Consider the following 14,469-nt stretch of genomic DNA (forward strand, 5'->3'; position numbering starts at 1 on the left):
CTTCCTGATCCACCGTCCGGGCACGGTCCCGCGGCGTACGCGTGACGGTGAACAACCCCTGTGGGTTCTCCTCCGCACGTCTCTTTCTTCGTACGCCTGGAGTCGTAGCAAGGTCGCCCGGCAGACGGATCCGCACACCGGCGCAGAGACGAAAGGGTGGCGACGTCCTGTAAGTTGACGGAAAGGAACAGCCATCGTGCGGATAGGACGTGTGGCGCCCCTGTTCACCGTGGGGATCACGGCGACACTGGTCGCCGCCCTCGCTCCGGCGCAGGCATCCGCGGCGGAACCGCTGAACAGATTCGGGACCCAGAAGCCGGCGTGGCAGCGATGCGACGCCTCGCAGCCCGCCGCCTTACAGTGCGCGACGATCGAGGTCCCGCTCGACTACGGCCGCCCCGGCGGCAAGACGATCAAGCTGGCCATCTCCCGTATGCAGACCAGCGTCCCGGGCAAGCGGCACGGTGTGATCCTCTTCAACCCCGGCGGTCCGGGCGGCGAGGGCCTGGACATGCCGGTGATGATGAAGGACGCGATGCCCAAGAAGGTCCTGGAGCAGTACGACCTCATCGGGTTCGACCCGCGCGGTGTGGGCCGAAGCAGCCCCGTCACCTGCGGTCTCAAGGGTGCCGAGCTGAACATGGAACACGCCTACAGGCCGGCCACGTTCAGCCGTGACGTCGCATGGGCCCGCACCGTCGCCGAGAAGTGCCGTGCCAGGAACGGCGACAGGCTTCCGTACATCACCACCCGCAACACCGCCCGCGACATGGACGTCATCCGCGCGGTGCTGGGCGAGAAGAAGCTTTCCTACCTGGGCTACTCCTACGGCACATACCTTGGCGCCGTCTACGCGCAGATGTTCCCCCAGCGGACCGACCGCTGGGTGCTGGACAGTGCGGTCGACCCCGCCCGGGTGTGGCGTGGCATGATCCAGGTCTGGGCGGAGGGCACCGAGCCGGCGTTCACGCGCTGGACGAAGTGGACCGCGCAGCACGACCGCACCTACCACCTCGGCAACACCCCGGCCAAGGTGAGGAAGACGTTCTGGAACCTGATCGCCCGGGCCGACCGCTCTCCCATCGACGACGGTGGCCAGAAACTCACCGGCGACGACATCCGGGCCGCCTTGCGCGCCGAGTTCTTCAGCCCCAAGTACGCGGCCGAGGCCGTCATGAACCTCAAGAAGGCCGCCGACGGCCATGCCACCCCCGGCCGTTCGCTCGTACCGGCCGATCCGCAGGGGGAGCCCCGGCCCGCGGCTTCTTCCACCGCTCAGACGCCGGCCGACAACGGCTCGGCCGCGTTCTGGTCCGTCGTCTGCGGTGACACCGCGGCCTGGCCGCACGACCCCGAGCAGTACCGGCATGACGCGATCCGGAACAAGGCCGAGTACCCCGTCTACGGCGACTTCGGCTCCAACATCACGCCGTGCGCGTTCTGGAACAAGCCGGCCGAACCCGTCACCGCCGTGAACAACGACGTCGGCGTGCTCACCGTCCAGAACCAGTGGGACCCCCAGACACCTCTGGTCAGCGGCCTGGGAATGCACCGCGCCCTGAAAGGCTCGCGCATGGTGTACGTCCAGGGCGGCGAGGGCCACGGCGTCTACTCCGGCGACCCGCGCGCCTGCGCCAACATCGCCGTGAACTCCTACCTGAGCACCGGAACGCTCCCGGCGAAGGACGTCACCTGCAAGGTGTCCGGCCGTCAGAGCCCCGGTGTGAACCAGCGCATCGTCCCCGCACCACAGCACACACCGCAGGCGCCGCGCTTCTGACGCCGCGTCGGTGTCAGCCCCCTGCTCGACGGGCAGGGGGCCAGTGGGAACCCCCAGGCAGGACCTGGGGGTTCTGCATTGCTCACCGCCTGTGCGGCCAGGCTCAGTTGAGCTGGAACGTCGCCTCGACCGGGTAGTGGTCGCTGGGAGCGTTGGTGTCGGTCTGCCCGCTGGTCCAGCCGGACTGGGGGTCGAAGTCCACCTTGACCGCGGACATCGCGGCCGGCGTCGGGCGGCCCGGCGCGTTCAGATAGCCGATGTAGTCGAGGTCGTCCCGGTAGTCCTTGGGGAAGGACTCGACGCCGGACATGTACTGACACCAGGCGGAGACCGGGCAGTCCATGGTCCGCAGGGTCTGGTCCGGGTCGGTGGCCGGGGTGCCGAGCACACCGTTCACCGCGCTCTGGGCGTTGGCGTAGTCGCCGCGCGACTGGCCGCCGTAGTACTCCACGTTCATGTCTCCGCCGATCAGCACCGGCGCACTCGAACCGACGATGCCGTCGACCCAGGAGCGGATCTCCTTGAGCTGGGCGAGCCGGGTGGACTGGGTCGTGTCGGTGGAGGTGTCGGACTCGTCGGCCTGCAGATGGGTGCCGACCACCCAGCTCGTCGCCCCGTTCTTGTCGATCTGCACCAGCGCGGCGCCCTTGTTGGCGTGGTAGTCCCAGGTGCCGTAGGTGGAGTTGCTGAAGATGTGTGCGTACTGCGCGCTGATCGGGTACTTGGACAGGATCATCGTGCCGCCGTTGATGACGAACAGCGAGTTGGAGCAGTCACCGCTGATGCCCGTCCAGCCGCCCCCGGAGCAGGTCTGGCCGACGACCGGGGTGTGGTACGGGTAGAGGTCGGCGAGCTTGCTGACGATGTCGGGGGTCGAGGTGTTGTTGAAGTTCTCGTCCAGCACCACCACGTCCGCGTTGTGCTGACGGATGATCGACTCGATGGTGGGCGTGCGCTGGGCCGCCTTCTCGTGCTGGGTGCTGTCGACGATCGCGGTGCCGAGATCGACGTTCCATGCGAACACCGAGAGGTCGGTGCTGGTGCCCGCGCTCGCAGTGGGGGCCGCGAAGCCGCTGAAGCCGAGCAGTGCGGCTGCCGCCGCGGCGGTGAGGGCGGTAGCTGTACGACGCGAGACCATGCGTTCTCCTGGTGGCAGTGGGGTAGTCCCGACCCCTGAACGGTCGGGTCGCGTACATGACAGCGCGACTCTAGGTGCTCGTCGGTACGGCCGAGGGAACTTCGATCGATCTGCCCGTGGAGAAAAGGTGTATGGACAAGTTCGCCTTATCGCGGGTGGATCCCACCGGCCGGCGCCACCTGTTCCCCGCACCGTGCGCACATGTGAAGCCGGCTGGGAAAGCACGCCTAGGGTGGGGGTATGAGCGGCGGCGTGGTGACGCTGTTCCTGTGCGGCGACGTCATGCTCGGGCGCGGCGTAGACCAGATCCTCCCGCACCCCGGACATCCGGTGCTGCGCGAGGGGTACGTCACGGACGCCCGGTCGTACGTGGAGCTGGCCGAGGCGGTCAGCGGTCCGATTCCCGCGCCTGTCGACCCCGCCTGGCCATGGGGCGAGGCGCTGCGGGTGCTGGAGCGGGCCGCCCCGGACACCCGGATCGTGAATCTGGAAACGGCGGTCACACGCAGTGACGCGTTCGCGCCGGGCAAGGCGGTCCACTACCGGATGCACCCGGCCAACCTGCCCGCCCTGGCGGTGGCGCGCCCCGACGTGTGCGTGCTGGCCAACAACCATGTGCTGGACTTCGGCCGGCCGGGCCTGGCGGAAACGCTCGACTCGCTCGCGGGCGCGGGGCTGCGGACCGCGGGCGCGGGACGGGACGCCGACGAAGCCTACGCACCCGCGGAGGTCCCCGTCGGCCCCGGCCGCCGCATCCTGGTCTTCGCCCTCGGCACGCTGTCCAGCGGCGTCCCGCCCGACTGGGCCGCGAGCACCGACTGGCCCGGCGTCGCCTACGCACGTGAGCTGTCATCGGAGGCTGCCGAGGCCGCCCTCCAGCGGGTGCGGCGGGTGAGACGACCGGGCGACATCGTGGTCGTGTCGGTGCACTGGGGCTCCAACTGGGGTTATCTCGTCCCCCGCGACCAGAAGCGCTTCGCGCACGCCCTGATCGACGGCGGCGTCGACATCGTCCACGGACACTCCTCGCACCATCCCCGCCCCGTCGAGCTGTACCGAGACCGCCTGATCCTCTACGGCTGCGGCGACTTCATCGACGACTACGAGGGCATCTCGGGCTACGAGGAGTACCGCGACGACCTCCGGCTCGGCTACCTCGTCTCGGTGGCGGCGGACACCGGGTGCCCGACCGGCCTGCGGATGTTCCCGCTGCGGGCACGCCGGATGCGGCTGGAGACCGCGGCGGACGAGGACCGCGCATGGCTGCGTACGACCCTCGACCGGATCAGTAAGGGCGTACACATCGACGTGGACGCCGACGGCATGCTCAGCCTCGTACCCCAGGCCGCCGCCCCCGGACCGGAGCCCCGCCGGTGAACGGCCGCCCGAGCACAAGCTTCTCCTACTCGGCCGATGCCGCGCCCAGACACTCCACGCACCATTCCCGCACCGTCTCCGCGACCTGCTCCAGGGCGCCGGGTTCCTCGAAGAGGTGGGTGGCTCCCGGGATCACCCGCAGGGTGTTCGGGGTCTGCAGCTGTCGCGCGGCCTCCTCGTTGAGCCGCAGCACCTCGGTGTCACTGCCGCCGACGACCAGCAGGACGGGTGCGCGTACGGCGGGCAGCGCGTCGCCCGCCAGATCGGGCCGTCCGCCCCGGGAGACCACGGCCAGGACGCGGTCGGGACGCTCGGCGGCGGCCCGCAGGGCAGCGGCGGCGCCGGTACTCGCGCCGAAGAGGATGACCGGCAGCTCACTGGTGCCGGGCCGGTCGCCCAGCCACTCCATGGCCGCCACCAGACGACGCCCCAGCAGCGCGACGTCGAAGCGGTGCTCGGCGGTCACGACGTCCCGGCGTTCCTCCTCCTCGGTGAGCAGATCGATCAGCAAGGTGCCCAGCGCGGCCTCCCGCAACGCCGCGGCGACCGCCTGGTTGCGCGGACTGTGCCGGGAACTGCCGCTGCCGTGCGCGAACAGCACCACGGCACCCGCGGACTCCGGCACCACGAGATCACCTGGGAGCGCGGCGCCGTCGGCCGGCACCACAACCGTCTCGGACTTCATGGCCATCAACTTCCCCGACAGACTCCGAAGACCTCGGTCGTCTCCTCGTACTCACTGCGTACCCCGCACCGGCCCACCGTGCTCGCCGAACCCACGATTGAAAGCCCAACAAGACATGCGCAACGCGCCGCGCGCACGATGGCTACAGGCCGTGCGAGGGGTACTCGATGTGCTGGTGCACGGCGCCGGCGATCCCTGAGGGAGCCGGATTCTCCGCGCTCGAGATGGAGGGACGAGCGATGACGACTGCGAAGGACATCATGCACCCGGGTGCCCAGTGGATACCCAGGTACGAGACGTTGGACCGTGCGGCACAGATGATGCGGGACCACGGGCTGGGCGCGCTCCCGGTCAGCGACCCCGACAACAAGGACCGGATGTGCGGCATCATCACCGACCGCGACATCGTGGTGAAGTGTGTCGCCTATGGCCACGACCCCGCGCAGATGACCTGCGGTGACCTGTGCGAGGGCACCCCGCGCTGGATCGACGCCGGCTCCGACATCTCCGAGGCGCTGCGCGAGATGGAGAGCCACCAGATCAAGCGCCTCCCGGTGGTCGAGAACAAGCGAATGATCGGGATGATCAGCGAGACCGACATCGCCCGGCACCTCTCCGACGACCAGCTCGCGGAGTTCGTGCAGCGCGTGTACGCAGCGTGATCCCCCGCGAGACGCCCGATCGGCGTGGCGCGTCGTCCAGGCGACAGTCGATCAGAAGACAGTCGATTCAGGAGCCGTTCTCTGACCCGGTCGCCGTCTTCGAGTAGGCGTCGTGCCAGGCGGCCTTCGCTCCGGAGTCGCCGATCCGGTAGACGTCCACGACGGCTCCCACCGCGACGGCCAGCGAGAGTACGCCGACGATGATCCGTACCGGCAGGGCGGACCAGCGCATGCCGCTGCCGCCCTGTCCGGGCTCCGCAGGTGCGCGCCGCCCCGCCCACCACACGACCGCCGCCAGCACGAACAGGCCCAGGGCCCACGGCAGCAGACCGTCGCCCAATTCGGTGTGCCGACGTACCAGCGCGTCTTCCTCCACATGCCGTTCCAGCCACTCACCGGCGTTCGTGGTCAGGGGCACGCTGACCAGGGCGACGAAGGCCAGCACAGGCAGCAGCACGCCCAGCCGACGGGCGGCCTGCGGCCACAGCGCGGCCGCCACCAGGGCCAGCGCGGCGAGCGGTATCAGCACGACGACCACATGGACCAGCAGGACATGGGCGGGCAGACCGTTGATCAGTGTCATCCAGGCGCTCCTGAGGGGGATGGGGCGCGTCAGCCTGGCACAGCCGGCTCTCAGTTCCCTCTCAGCCGACCAGGGTTCGCGCAGGCATTGAGCCCGATGCCCAGGTCAGCCGGTCAGCGCCGGTGCGGATCGCCGGGGGCAGCCAGGCGTCCGGGCCATGGAGGCCGAGGTCTGCGGCCGTGGAGCAGAGGGCGTCGACGACGGCCAGGACCGCGGGACGGGCCTCGTCGGCGCGCCGGACCACGGACCGGGTCCAGTCGATCTCCGGCGCCACGACCGGGCGTCGTACCAGATCGGGCGGGAGAAGGCTGGTCTGGCCCTTGGGGGAATTGATGACCGGCCGGTCGCTGCGGCGGACGTGGTCGAAGAACGCGGGCCCGGTGAGGCCGCCGTCGGGACAAGGACCGGGCGGGCCCCGGTGTCCCGGGCCAGCTGTTCTGCTCAGACGTTCCAGGACGACCACGAGGTCGTGTCGGCGTCGATCAGGACGGCGGTGCCACGGGCGGACACCTCGCCGGTGTCGTCACCGGTGGCGACGGCGTAGCGCCGGTCCGCGCCGATCAGCCCGGCCACCAGGCCCAGCCGCTCCAGATCCCCGGTCCCCACCCAGCACACGGCGAGGTCCAGGCCGCCGTCGGCGACGCGGGCGGCCTGCGCGTGCGAGGGGGCGACGCAGGCGTCCACGCAGGACCGCGAAGAACATAACGGGGAGACCCCCATCGCGTCGCCGCCCTCCTCTGCCTTGCAGCTGGTCTCTCCCCCGCTCGAATACTCCCGCACGCTCGGCTGCGCTCGCGCGGGGGGACCCCCACCGCGGGGGCACCCCCATCGCGGGGGCACCCCCATCGCCCCCGTTCACCTGCGCTGATGAGGTGCCGTCGATCTCCTGCGACATGATCCGCCGGGCAGGCGCTAGTCGGCTCCCTGGCGCAGGACGCGGCGGGCCGCCTCGGCCTCCGCCGCCGGCGGGGACAGCTCGTCGAGGGTGTCGAGCTCGTCATCCGCTTCCAGTTCCCGCTCCCATGCCGCCGCAAGGCGCTTCTGCTCCTGAGGCGGCTTGGCGCGGACGGCCTCCCGGTTGTCCGGGTTCAGGGCCGCCATGAATCGTCCGAGCGAGTCCGTGGCCATACCGTGCTCCTTGCCACAGGGGGGTGCGCGCCGTTTCCTGGCCCACCATGACCAAACCGGCCCGCGCCGACCGATGGACACCACCTGACAACATCCTGATGGCCCCGCCGCTCACCCCGCAATCGGGACAGCGCACCTGTCTGGAGCCGCAGACGGCAGTCGGCGCTCACACAACCCCAGCCCCGGCCGGCGAACCGGTACAGCACGGGCAGCGCCGGGGTGCTCTTGCGGCCCGACAGCAGCGACCGCGGTGCACGTGCATCCGCATGGGTGGCCGACCGGACGGGAATGGTGGCGGCCGAGATCGAGCAGATGCCGCTGCACCCCATCGCCGTAGCGGAGGTTCGACACCCGCTTGAGGTCGCGGGGGCGCGCGGGCAGGGGCCTGAGCAAGATCTGCGCGAGACGGTGGTGGCCGACCCGGACGGTTCGTTCTCGTCGGCGGACTGTGTCTCCGCGATACGAGGCGGGAAAGCCTTCATGGGTTCCGCGCATATCGGCGAGTACTCCCGGAAGCTTCGCCACCGATGCTGTGCAAAGGCTGGTCTCCGGAGCCTATGGGAGAGCCTCACTGCCCTGACTCCTCGTCAACTCCTCGTCACGGAAGCGGCAAGGGCGGTATAGATCATGAGGAGGAAGCCGAGAGTGCACGGGGTGGCGGTCAGTGCGGCGCGCATCATCGCGGCGGCGGCCGCCGCACCGGTGGAGCGGTGGGTCGAGAGGGCCATGACGGCCAGCAGGACCGGGAGGGCGGAGAAGATGCCGCCCGTGAAGGAGCCGAGGGCTTCCGTTGCGTGCACGGCGAGCAGGACGGTCGTCGCCGACACCGCCATCCGCACCGGGATGTCCCAGCGCCGGGCGTGGTCCGGCGGCCGGTCCGTGTGGGCGGGAGCGGGCCAGGTCCGCAGACCGGCGAAGATGACGGCCAGGCCCAGCGCCGCCGTGAGCCAGACGTTCGCGCACATCGCAGCGAGCAGACCGGCTCCAGCCGCGCAGACCAGAGCCGCCGTCAGTGTCCGCGCCGGACGCAGGACGGGAGCGAGGCGGCCGTAGACGAGGCAGAAGGCCGCGACGATCAGTTGTGCCGCGACGTTGCCGTGTGCGGCACGCGAGGCCGCCTCACTCCCGCCGTTGAGCCACATGAGGGCCAGAAACGGCCCTGACGTCGTCGGTGCGCCCAGCAGGAGCCCGCCGCGGCGCGGGCCCGAACGCCGGGCGACGACGGAGACGAGGAGTACGAGGGAGGGGGCGAGGGCGGTCCGGAGGAGCAGTATCTCCATGCCTGCGAGCCTGGCACCGATGACGCCGATTTTGGCTCGGACTTCTCGGCACATCGGGCCGCTCTGCCGAGAAAAACGCGGCCATCCCCGTATCTGGCCGAGTATTTGTAGCATGGCGCCATGGACCGCATCGATCGGCAGATCCTCTCGATCCTCCTCAGCGACGGCCGGGCGACCTATCAGGAGTTGGGCCGTCAGGTCCGGCTCTCGGCCAACACCGTCGCCGACCGCGTACGCCGGCTCCAGGCCGTTGGAGTCGTCCGCGGATACCGGGCCGAGCTGAACCTGGCGGCGTTCGGGCGCGGGATGGAATTGCTCAGCGACATCCGTCTGCGCGAGGGCGTGGACCGCCAGGCCTTCGAGGCTCAGCTGCATCAAGTGCCCCAGGTCGTCGGCGCGATGCGGCTGACCGGGGACTACGACTACCAGCTACGCGTGGCCTGCACCGACGCCCGCGAGTTCGAAACGGTCATCGACCGGCTCAAGGCCGACCTCGGCGTACGGGAGTTGCGCAGCCGGCTCCTCCTGCACGAGGTGCCATTGGGGCCTGACCGCGTCCTGGAGCCCTGATGGCAGGACTCGGGTGGGGCTGGTCCGGCGCCTGTGAGGCTGACATCGTGTGATCGTGAGGACGCATGCTCTGGAAGCGGGCGATGCGGAGCGTCCGGCGCTCGTCCTGGTGCACGGGGCCGGGCAAGGCGGCCGGATGTGGCGACGACAGCTGGGCGACTTGTCCGGCGGCTTTCACGTTGTCGCCCCTGATCTGCCGGGGTTCGGCGGCATGCCGGGGCCGTTCACCTTGGCGGCGGCAGTCGAATCCGTCACCGAGATCACCCGACAGCTACGGCCAACTCACCTGTGCGGTCACTCGCTTGGGGCGATCGTGGCGGCACGGGTTGCGGCTGAGAACCCGGACCTCGTAGCCCGATTGATTCTGTCCGGTGGGCCTGAGATCGCCCCGGGCAGGACGTCGCCGCGGCGGCTGCGGATCGAACGGCATCGCCTCGGCCGGCTGGTCCGCGCGACCTCCGACCTCGGCGATCGCAAGGGGTGGATCGACATGCTGGACGGCTTGCGAACCAGCGACCTCACCCAGGTACTTCCGCGGATCGCCGTGCCCACGCTCGTGCTGTGCGGAAAGCGGGATCGCGCCGGTCTGCCGGACGCCCGACGGGCCGCGGCCGCCATCCCGGGAGCCCACCTGTCCGTGGTTCCGCACAGCGGCCATCTGCTGCCCATGGCGGCGCCGCATGCCTTCAATGCCATCGTCCGGGCATTCCTCGCCCCGGAACCCCTGGTACCCCGGAACCCCCGCGGGGGAGGGGCCGGCCGGGTCACGGGGTGGTGTCGCGGGTGAGGATGACGGCGTAACGGCATTCGGTGTCGGTGGTGTTGGTGAAGACTCGCTCGGCGGGCTCGCCGAGTTCGATGGTGTCGCCCGCGCCGAGTTCATGGACCGCGTCGCCGTCATGGAAGGTCAGCCGTCCGTCGAGGACCCAGACGACCTGTCGTACGAAGGCGAAGGCGGCGGCCGGATACGGCACGCGGGCGCCGGCGGGCAGGCGGATCTCGGCGATCTCCGCGGGGAAGTGCGGGCCGGTGATCTGGCGGCGCCGGTAGCCGGTCGCGGGGTCGCGCCACTCGGCCGTGTCGGTCCCGCGACGCACCCCTGCCGCACCCTCGAAGTCGTCCTGCGGCCCTTCGGCGAGGGCGAGCAAGGAAGCGACGCTGAGCTGGAAGGCGGCGGACAGCTTGCCGAGAACGACGGCTGTGGGGTTGCTCTCGCCGCGCTCGATCCGGCTGATCATGGCCTGGGAGACACCGGAGGCATCGGCGAGCTGCGCCAGAGTCCAGCGGCGGCGTTCCCGCTCGGTGCGGACACGTGCCGCGATCCGCTCCACCAGGGGATCTACTATGTTGGACATGGATTCAATATATGCAAGAAGTTCGGCCGCCGTGACCGTGCGCCCCGCCCGGCCCGATGACGCGGAGGCTGTCCGCTCGATCCGCAATCACGCGATCGAGCACTCGACCGCCCTGTGGACCGACACGCCGCAGAACCCGGCCCAGGGCGTCACCTGGCTCGCCGCCCACCTGGAGCGCGGCTCGGCGTTCGTCGCCGAGGCCGACGGCGAGGTGGCCGGGTTCGCGGTCTACGGCCCATGGCGCGAACTGGAGGGATACCGGCACACGATGGAGAACTCGGTCTACGTCCGCGAGGACCGGCACGGGCTCGGCATCGGATCCGCGCTCCTGGCCGCCCTCGTCACCGCGGCCCGTGAGGCCGGCCACCACGTCATGATCGCCGGCATCGAAGCCGAGAACGCCGCCTCGATCCGGCTCCATGAACGGTTCGGGTTCCAGCACGTCGGCACGGTCCCCGAGGCCGGCATCAAGTTCGGCCGCCGGCTCGCCCTGACGCTCATGCGCCTGCCCCTGACCTGACCGGCGTCACGCCGCCTTGTCGGCACATGAGCCACAGGACCGCGACGCCGGTCGACTCCACCCTCCACGCACCTCTACGCACCGCGTACGTCAGCCCGGCTGCCCGTCGTCGGGGTGTCGCGGGCATCCCGACGCGATCCAGCGGCGTACGACCGTCACGGGCACGCGGCCGTCAGCGGCGATCACGTGCTCCGGTACGCCGGTGCGCCAGGCGGCGAGTGCGGCTCGGCGGAGACACGCGGAGCGGACGGCGAGCCCGGCCCTGAGGGCGCTCGCTGAGCCGGCGGTGAGCCTCGGGGCGTCGGCGGCCAGTTGCCGGGCGGCCTGGCGCACCGCGTCGCGGGCGGTTCGGGTGTCGAGGCCGCTCATGCCACTGCCTCCCGCTCCGAGTCGAGCACCGTGTCGTCCAGATGCCAGTGCAGGTCACGCACGCCCGGTTCCAGGGACAGGCGGGCGATGAGCTGCTCCAGGGCCCGGGCCGGGTCACCGTTCAGGGCGACCGCGGCCCGCAGGCTGGTGCTCCCCTCGTCGTCACGCCGTACCCGCAGCCCGGTGGGCGCGAGCCCGTCGTTCGCGAGGGCCTGGGACAGCAGCGCCCGGACATGCGTCTCGTCGTTGCGCTCGCAGATCAGGTGCACGGTGGCCCGTACACCCTCGTTGTCGGGGTCGCGCTGCGGAACGCGGTCGATCAGTCGGCCCGCAGGGCGCAGCAGCACGTGTACGGCGAGCACGGTGGCCGTTCCGATGAGGCACAGCGCCAGCCGGCCGGAGGCGGCGAGTACGCCGACCGCGGCCGAACACCACAGCGTGGCCGCGGTGTTGAGGCCGCGCACACCCCCGCCCTCGCGCAGGATGACCCCGCCGCCGAGGAAACCGATGCCGGAGACGACGTAGGAGGCGACCCGGGTGGGGCTGCCGGCGTCGCCGACGGCCTCGCTGTAGAGGACGAAGAGCGTGGCGCCGACGGCCACCAGGGCGTTGGTGCGCAGTCCGGCCATGCGGGCGCGCCACTGGCGCTCGACGCCGATCAGAGCGCCGCAGGCGACGCCGACGGCGAGACGGAGTGCGAAGTCGAAGGTGGTCAGGTTCGCCATGGGAACCTCCCCTCGCCCCGCCGGAGCGGGACAGGTCGAGGGCATGGCGGTCAGCTGCCCGGTCGTGGTGCCGGGGGCTACCGGATGCCCGAGGAGTGGGGGGACACGGGGGTGTGGGGCCGATCGTGGCCCGGACTACTGCTGCGATCCATGTCGCTCACCTCCTCCTCGGTTCCTCGGTCAACGCGATTCCTCGGACGACATGCCCTGGACGGCGCGCCCTGGACATCACGCTCCCCTATATTTGCACATCTATGCAACTAGCGCGCCCCGAGGTGTCGTGTGCATCACCGGCTACCATATTTGCATGGAAGTGCAAGTAGCGTCATGGGACGAGGACCGGGCCGAGCGGTCGGTGGCGGTGCTCAAGGCCGTAGCGGACCCGTCGCGCTACCGGCTGCTGTGGGCGCTGAGCGAGCGGGAGCTGCCGGTCAGCCGCCTCGCCGAGCTGATCGAGGCGCACGTCGCGGCCACCTCCCAGCACCTGGCGAAGCTGCGTGCCGCCGGACTGGTCACCTCGCGGCGGGACGGCACGCGCATCTTCTACCGGGCCACCGGCCCGCAGGTGCGGGCGCTGCTGGAGAGCGCGGTGCTGGCCACCGACGAGGCCATGGCCGCGGTGTCCGGAGAGGCACCGGAGGCCGTGGGTGCGGCCGCCCCGCAGGAGCGGAGCGCTCCCGCACGGGTGGCCAGGGCCCGGCGGCCGGCCACGGAACACTGACGCCTAGACCCAGGGCCTGTCCGGCGGATCCTGTCGCGGACGCGGGGCCTGCACGCCTGCGCTGATGACGTGCCGTCACTGTCCCGCGACCTGATCCGCCGGACAGGGCCCTAGTCCCGCCCAGCGGTGGTGGCGGCCAGACGTGTGTCGTCGTTCTCGTCCAGGTGGTACTCCTGCGGCTCGGCGTCGTAGGAGTACAGCTCGGCGTAGCGGCCCCAGTCGGTGGCGGTCTCCAGCTGGCGGGTGACCTGTTCGGCGGTGAAGTGGTGGGCGAGCAGGTCGCGGAAGAAGCCGGTGCGCACGGTGCCGCCGGGGTTGGTCCGCAGGCTCCTGGTGATCAGCGTGACCAGCGGGGCACGCTGGACCGCCTCGGCGAAGATCTTCTTCGATTCCTGCACGTCGGCGCCCGCGAACGCCGTACCGGTGTCGGTCAGCAGCAGGTCGTCCCCGCTGAGCGTGGTGAAGCCGAGCAGGTCGAGCGCGTCGACCTGGGGGAGCAGGTCGTCCACCGCCAGGCCGAGGTCGTCGGCGAGGTCGGCCAGATCGCACCGTCCGCCCCGGTGGAGGACCAACTCCGCGAGCCCGGACAGTCCGTCGACGCTGGCCGGGGGCAGCGGGGTGTTCGCCGGGGTGCGCTTCTCCAGCTCCACCGCCTCGTGCCGGCCAGGGACACGGCCCTCCTTCTGGCGGCCGGTCATGGTGCGGTAGACGCGGTCGATCAGGTCGTCGAAGGCGGCCGAGTCACGGTCGCGGGGGCGGTCCAGGCCGACCTCGAAGACCTCGCGGATCGTGCCGTAGGGCCGGGCGCCCAGGACCACGATCCGGTCGGCCATCAGCACGGCCTCCTCGATGTTGTGGGTGACCAGGACGATGGCGCGGGTGGGGAACTGGCCGGACTCCCACAGCTCCATCAGCTCGCCGCGCAGGTTCTCGGCGGTCAGCACGTCGAGGGCGGAGAACGGCTCGTCCATCATCAGCACGTCCGGCTCCACGACGAGGGCGCGGGCGAAGCCGACACGCTGGCGCATACCGCCGGACAGCTCCTTGGGGTAGGCGGACTCGAAGCCGTCCAGGCCGATCAGGTCGATGGCCTGCCGGGCGGCGTCGGCACGCTCGGCGGCCGGAACTCCCTTGGCCTCCAAGCCCAGTTCGACGTTCTGCTGCACGGTCAGCCAGGGCAGCAGCGCGAAGGTCTGGAACACCATGGCCGTACCCGGATTGGCGCCGGTGAGCGGGGTGCCCTTGTAGGCGACAGTGCCGGAGCTGGCGGGCACCAGCCCGGCCAGGCAGCGCAGCAGGGTGGACTTGCCCGAGCCCGACTTGCCGAGCAGCGCGACGACCTCACCGGCACGGATCTGGAGGTCGATGCCGGACAGTACGGGCAGTTCGCCGTCGGCACCGGCGTACGACTTGGTCAGGCCGACGGTCTCCAGCAGCAGCTCGCCGTCGGCGGGACGGCGGGGCTTGTCGGCGGTCAGGTGGGCGAGGCCGGCGCGGGCCTGGCGGTCGGCGCGGAGGTTGCGCAGGGCGTTCAGCACCATGACATGCTCCAAATGCTTGTCAGGAAAGGGAAGTT

Annotated in this window: 16 protein-coding genes and 1 pseudogene; 7 read left to right on the forward strand and 10 right to left on the reverse strand. The window is 70.7% G+C overall.

Going from position 1 to position 14,469, the window contains the following annotated elements; genetic code table 11:
- The first annotated feature begins 196 nt into the window (after positions 1 to 196).
- Positions 197 to 1,780 (forward strand): alpha/beta hydrolase, encoded by a 1,584-nt coding sequence (locus M878_RS89285; RefSeq protein WP_037730275.1) that lies wholly within the window; start codon positions 197 to 199, stop codon positions 1,778 to 1,780.
- A gap of 103 nt (positions 1,781 to 1,883) precedes the next feature.
- Here M878_RS89285 and M878_RS89290 read toward each other — a convergent pair whose 3' ends face one another.
- Positions 1,884 to 2,918 carry a sphingomyelin phosphodiesterase gene (locus M878_RS89290; protein ID WP_023553405.1) on the reverse strand — a complete coding sequence of 345 codons (1,035 nt, stop codon included), beginning with the start codon at positions 2,916 to 2,918 and terminating at the stop codon, positions 1,884 to 1,886.
- A 240-nt stretch (positions 2,919 to 3,158) separates the two neighbouring features.
- Between M878_RS89290 and M878_RS89295 the strand changes: the two genes are divergently transcribed.
- Complete coding sequence (locus tag M878_RS89295; protein WP_023553406.1) at positions 3,159 to 4,295, forward strand: CapA family protein; 1,137 nt, start codon at positions 3,159 to 3,161, stop codon at positions 4,293 to 4,295.
- A gap of 25 nt (positions 4,296 to 4,320) precedes the next feature.
- Here the strand turns inward: M878_RS89295 and M878_RS89300 are convergent, their stop codons facing one another.
- On the reverse strand, positions 4,321 to 4,980 hold the full coding sequence (locus M878_RS89300) for a dienelactone hydrolase family protein (protein ID WP_031227205.1): 660 nt from the start codon (positions 4,978 to 4,980) through the stop codon (positions 4,321 to 4,323).
- Between the two features lie 239 nt (positions 4,981 to 5,219).
- Between M878_RS89300 and M878_RS89305 the strand changes: the two genes are divergently transcribed.
- Positions 5,220 to 5,642 (forward strand): CBS domain-containing protein, encoded by a 423-nt coding sequence (locus tag M878_RS89305; protein WP_023553408.1) that lies wholly within the window; start codon positions 5,220 to 5,222, stop codon positions 5,640 to 5,642.
- A 67-nt stretch (positions 5,643 to 5,709) separates the two neighbouring features.
- On the opposite strand, the gene M878_RS89310 is transcribed toward M878_RS89305, so the two are convergent.
- From M878_RS89310 to M878_RS89325, 4 genes and pseudogenes are all read right to left on the reverse strand, one after another.
- Positions 5,710 to 6,225 (reverse strand): DUF2231 domain-containing protein, encoded by a 516-nt coding sequence (locus M878_RS89310; protein ID WP_023553409.1) that lies wholly within the window; start codon positions 6,223 to 6,225, stop codon positions 5,710 to 5,712.
- A 113-nt stretch (positions 6,226 to 6,338) separates the two neighbouring features.
- Positions 6,339 to 6,909 (reverse strand): annotated as a pseudogene (locus M878_RS89315) (LysR family transcriptional regulator); the annotation flags it as partial.
- A gap of 228 nt (positions 6,910 to 7,137) precedes the next feature.
- A complete protein-coding gene (locus M878_RS89320; protein WP_023553412.1) occupies positions 7,138 to 7,353 on the reverse strand; it encodes a hypothetical protein in 216 nt (71 codons plus the stop codon).
- A gap of 587 nt (positions 7,354 to 7,940) precedes the next feature.
- Positions 7,941 to 8,633, reverse strand: coding sequence for a hypothetical protein (locus M878_RS89325; protein ID WP_023553413.1), 693 nt, complete (start codon positions 8,631 to 8,633; stop codon positions 7,941 to 7,943).
- Positions 8,634 to 8,753: 120 nt separating this feature from the next.
- Between M878_RS89325 and M878_RS89330 the strand changes: the two genes are divergently transcribed.
- Positions 8,754 to 9,203 (forward strand): Lrp/AsnC family transcriptional regulator, encoded by a 450-nt coding sequence (locus M878_RS89330; RefSeq protein ID WP_023553414.1) that lies wholly within the window; start codon positions 8,754 to 8,756, stop codon positions 9,201 to 9,203.
- Between the two features lie 55 nt (positions 9,204 to 9,258).
- The gene (locus M878_RS95530) at positions 9,259 to 9,990 is read left to right on the forward strand and encodes an alpha/beta fold hydrolase (protein ID WP_158692849.1); all 732 of its coding nucleotides are present in this window, start codon (positions 9,259 to 9,261) and stop codon (positions 9,988 to 9,990) included.
- Here M878_RS95530 and M878_RS89335 read toward each other — a convergent pair.
- Complete coding sequence (locus M878_RS89335) at positions 9,968 to 10,558, reverse strand: helix-turn-helix domain-containing protein (RefSeq protein WP_031227210.1); 591 nt, start codon at positions 10,556 to 10,558, stop codon at positions 9,968 to 9,970. The two genes, M878_RS95530 and M878_RS89335, sit on opposite strands and share 23 nt — an antisense overlap.
- Here M878_RS89335 and M878_RS89340 point away from each other — a divergent pair.
- The gene (locus M878_RS89340) at positions 10,557 to 11,078 is read left to right on the forward strand and encodes a GNAT family N-acetyltransferase (RefSeq protein ID WP_031227211.1); all 522 of its coding nucleotides are present in this window, start codon (positions 10,557 to 10,559) and stop codon (positions 11,076 to 11,078) included. The genes M878_RS89335 and M878_RS89340 overlap by 2 nt on opposite strands.
- Positions 11,079 to 11,168: 90 nt before the next feature.
- Here M878_RS89340 and M878_RS89345 read toward each other — a convergent pair whose 3' ends face one another.
- Together M878_RS89345 and M878_RS89350 are read right to left on the reverse strand one after the other, a co-directional pair.
- Complete coding sequence (locus M878_RS89345; protein WP_023553418.1) at positions 11,169 to 11,447, reverse strand: hypothetical protein; 279 nt, start codon at positions 11,445 to 11,447, stop codon at positions 11,169 to 11,171.
- On the reverse strand, positions 11,444 to 12,172 hold the full coding sequence (locus tag M878_RS89350; protein ID WP_023553419.1) for an MgtC/SapB family protein: 729 nt from the start codon (positions 12,170 to 12,172) through the stop codon (positions 11,444 to 11,446). Before M878_RS89350 ends, M878_RS89345 begins: the two co-directional genes overlap by 4 nt.
- A gap of 307 nt (positions 12,173 to 12,479) precedes the next feature.
- Between M878_RS89350 and M878_RS89355 the strand changes: the two genes are divergently transcribed.
- Positions 12,480 to 12,893, forward strand: a complete 414-nt coding sequence (locus tag M878_RS89355) for an ArsR/SmtB family transcription factor (RefSeq protein ID WP_031227213.1) — start codon at positions 12,480 to 12,482, stop codon at positions 12,891 to 12,893.
- Between the two features lie 110 nt (positions 12,894 to 13,003).
- Here M878_RS89355 and M878_RS89360 read toward each other — a convergent pair whose 3' ends face one another.
- On the reverse strand, positions 13,004 to 14,434 hold the full coding sequence (locus M878_RS89360) for an ABC transporter ATP-binding protein (RefSeq protein ID WP_023553421.1): 1,431 nt from the start codon (positions 14,432 to 14,434) through the stop codon (positions 13,004 to 13,006).
- Between the last annotated feature and the right edge of the window lie 35 nt (positions 14,435 to 14,469).

The organism is Streptomyces roseochromogenus subsp. oscitans DS 12.976 (assembly GCF_000497445.1).
GTDB lineage: Bacteria > Actinomycetota > Actinomycetes > Streptomycetales > Streptomycetaceae > Streptomyces > Streptomyces oscitans.

Excerpts from the sequence above, each read along its gene's own strand:
- M878_RS89290 (WP_023553405.1), bottom strand. The coding sequence starts at position 2,918 with ATGGTCTCGCGTCGTACAGCTACCGCCCTCACCGCCGCGGCGGCAGCC.
- M878_RS89295 (WP_023553406.1), top strand. The coding sequence starts at position 3,159 with ATGAGCGGCGGCGTGGTGACGCTGTTCCTGTGCGGCGACGTCATGCTC.
- M878_RS89300 (WP_031227205.1), bottom strand. The coding sequence starts at position 4,980 with ATGAAGTCCGAGACGGTTGTGGTGCCGGCCGACGGCGCCGCGCTCCCA.
- M878_RS89305 (WP_023553408.1), top strand. The coding sequence starts at position 5,220 with ATGACGACTGCGAAGGACATCATGCACCCGGGTGCCCAGTGGATACCC.
- M878_RS89310 (WP_023553409.1), bottom strand. The coding sequence starts at position 6,225 with ATGACACTGATCAACGGTCTGCCCGCCCATGTCCTGCTGGTCCATGTG.
- M878_RS89320 (WP_023553412.1), bottom strand. The coding sequence starts at position 7,353 with ATGGCCACGGACTCGCTCGGACGATTCATGGCGGCCCTGAACCCGGAC.
- M878_RS89325 (WP_023553413.1), bottom strand. The coding sequence starts at position 8,633 with ATGGAGATACTGCTCCTCCGGACCGCCCTCGCCCCCTCCCTCGTACTC.
- M878_RS89330 (WP_023553414.1), top strand. The coding sequence starts at position 8,754 with ATGGACCGCATCGATCGGCAGATCCTCTCGATCCTCCTCAGCGACGGC.
- M878_RS89340 (WP_031227211.1), top strand. The coding sequence starts at position 10,557 with ATGGATTCAATATATGCAAGAAGTTCGGCCGCCGTGACCGTGCGCCCC.
- M878_RS89335 (WP_031227210.1), bottom strand. The coding sequence starts at position 10,558 with ATGTCCAACATAGTAGATCCCCTGGTGGAGCGGATCGCGGCACGTGTC.
- M878_RS89345 (WP_023553418.1), bottom strand. The coding sequence starts at position 11,447 with ATGAGCGGCCTCGACACCCGAACCGCCCGCGACGCGGTGCGCCAGGCC.
- M878_RS89350 (WP_023553419.1), bottom strand. The coding sequence starts at position 12,172 with ATGGCGAACCTGACCACCTTCGACTTCGCACTCCGTCTCGCCGTCGGC.
- M878_RS89355 (WP_031227213.1), top strand. The coding sequence starts at position 12,480 with ATGGAAGTGCAAGTAGCGTCATGGGACGAGGACCGGGCCGAGCGGTCG.
- M878_RS89360 (WP_023553421.1), bottom strand. The coding sequence starts at position 14,434 with ATGGTGCTGAACGCCCTGCGCAACCTCCGCGCCGACCGCCAGGCCCGC.